Source organism: Alsobacter ponti (assembly GCF_024294805.1).
GTDB lineage: Bacteria > Pseudomonadota > Alphaproteobacteria > Rhizobiales > Beijerinckiaceae > Alsobacter > Alsobacter ponti.
This window is the reverse complement of sequence record NZ_JANCLU010000045.1, coordinates 1-2099: the sequence shown is the minus strand read 5'-3', so window position 1 is coordinate 2099 and position 2099 is coordinate 1. Positions and strand designations below refer to the sequence as shown.

Annotated in this window: 2 protein-coding genes; one reads left to right on the top strand and one right to left on the bottom strand. The window is 64.1% G+C overall.

What is annotated here, in order from left to right:
* Nucleotides 1-208, bottom strand: a 208-nt coding sequence (locus tag NK718_RS21795; RefSeq protein WP_254746838.1) for a hypothetical protein, incomplete at its 3' end; no start/stop codon positions are given.
* 953 nt (nucleotides 209-1161) lie between these two features.
* Here NK718_RS21795 and NK718_RS21790 point away from each other — a divergent pair.
* On the top strand, nucleotides 1162-2099 hold a 938-nt coding region (locus tag NK718_RS21790), incomplete at its 3' end, for a DUF3300 domain-containing protein (RefSeq protein ID WP_254746834.1).

The following is a 2099-nucleotide window of genomic DNA, read 5'->3' as shown; positions in this document are numbered from 1 at the left end:
AACCAGACCCCACGCCGGAATCGGAGGCCTCAGCCCATGGCAGAGGCTGAACAACCTCTTTGGAAACGACACCTAGGTCCTGGGCGAACGCCGCGGGGGAGACGAACAGGCTCGCCATGATGGCTATAGAAGCAATCCGAACGACTTTCATTTGAAAACAAACTCCAAATAACAGAAATCTTTTACTATTTTTCGCCGCAATCGTCAAGAGTTGTCCGTTGGCGCACGGGCATTCGTGCTCTACGTTGCTTTCATCAACTTAAAAGCTTGACCGACCGGACACGCGCGAAATCGAGCGGCCGAGCGCGTGCGCCAGCGTTCGGCGCGTGCGAAGCTTAAAGACGCTTCTCATGAACAACGAAGTGAATTGACTTATCGCATTCGACTGCGAGCATGGATTGCTTCTAGTACTCGCAAGCTCGCGGGTCGCGAAGGGCCGCGAGCCGGGCCCGTTCCCAGACCGTCGCGCTACTTCACGACATTGACGCGGTATCTGTCCTGGATCCCCATCGAATACAGAAATATTTCGTCCGGCCCAACATAGTCCTTGTCGGGCGTATACCAATAGATAAGGTGCGGAACGTTCGCCTGGCCGCAACGCGGCAAGTTTCGAACCTCCGTCTCCACTCTGCCGTGGGATGCCGTGCCCGACCCGCTGGCGGTCATTTTCGTGACGCAATTGAAGACGACGGAGAAGGGGGCACGAACTCCGGCCCTGAAAGTGCGAAACACGTCGGCGAACGCGACGGCGGAAACAACCAGGTTCGCCAGCAGGGCCGCGAATATGATCCGGTTGACTTGCATCTGAAAACATAAATATCGCCAAACCGGAAGTTCAATTTAAATTTTGTTATGAATTTCGACAGCTAAATCTAAATCTATGGCAGTCAATACTGTGAGTTGGCGGTATCGGCCCCAATGGCTGGAAAGCCAGCGCCCTCCTGAATGCCTCCGGCGAGAGGCCCCTTTAACGTCAGGCGTTCGCGAAAGTTAGCGGTCGCCCTCATGAACAACGAAGTGAATTGACTTATCGCATTCGACTGCGAGCATGGATTGCTTATAGTACTCGCAAGCTCGCGGGTCGCGAAGGGCCGCGAGCTGGGCCTGCGCCTCGCGGCGGCGTTCAGGTCGCCTCCGGCCCTGACACGAAGGGGACGTTCCATGCGTTGGCCTCATCTCATTTCCGTCGCTTCGACCCTGCTGATGCTGCAGGCCGGCGCGACTCTGGGCGCGCGGGCGCAGGAGCAGACGCCCGCCCCGCCCGCGCCCGCCGCCCCGCCGCCGCCTCCCGCGCCCGCCGCCGCCCCGCCGCAGGCCTTGCCGCCGCCCTCGCCCTCGGCCCAGCACCCGGGCGTGTTCACCCACGACGAACTGGTCAACATCCTGCAATCCATCGCGCTCTATCCCGACGAGCTGCTGGCGCAGATGCTGCCGGCCGCCGCCTACCCGCTGGAGATCGTGCAGGCGGCGCGCTGGATCGAGCGCAACCGGGACGCCGTGTCGCGCAACGACTTCTCCGGCGCCGACGCGCAGAACTGGGATCCGAGCGTCAAGGCGATGGTCCGACTGCCCGGCCTCGTCACCAAGATGAACGAGCAGCTGACGTGGACGAGCGACCTCGGCGACGCCTTCGTCAACCAGCCGCAGGACGTCGCCAACGTCATCCAGGAGTTGCGCCTCAAGGCCGCCGACAAGGGGACGCTGACCTCGACCCCCGAGCAGGTGGTGACGCGCCGCGTCGAGAGCGGCCGCGACGTCGTCTACATCCAGCCGGCCAATCCCGAGGTGATCTACGTTCCCACCTACGACCCCGCCGTGGTCTACGGCCCGGGCCCGCTCCTCACCACGGCGCTGGTGTTCGGCGCGGCGGCGGCCATCGGCTCGATCTGGTACGACAATTACTGGTGGAACTGGGGCTCCGGCCGCGTCTATCCGCCGGTCTGGCCGGGCTATCCGGGCTGGCGTCCGCCGCCGCCCCGGCCGCCCGGCGGCTGGCGTCCGCCGCCGCCCCCGCCGCCGCCCGGCGGCTTCCTTCCCGGTAACCCCGGCGCGGCCGGCCCGCGCCCGACCCCCCTGCCCGCCGGCGGCGTCCGGCCCGG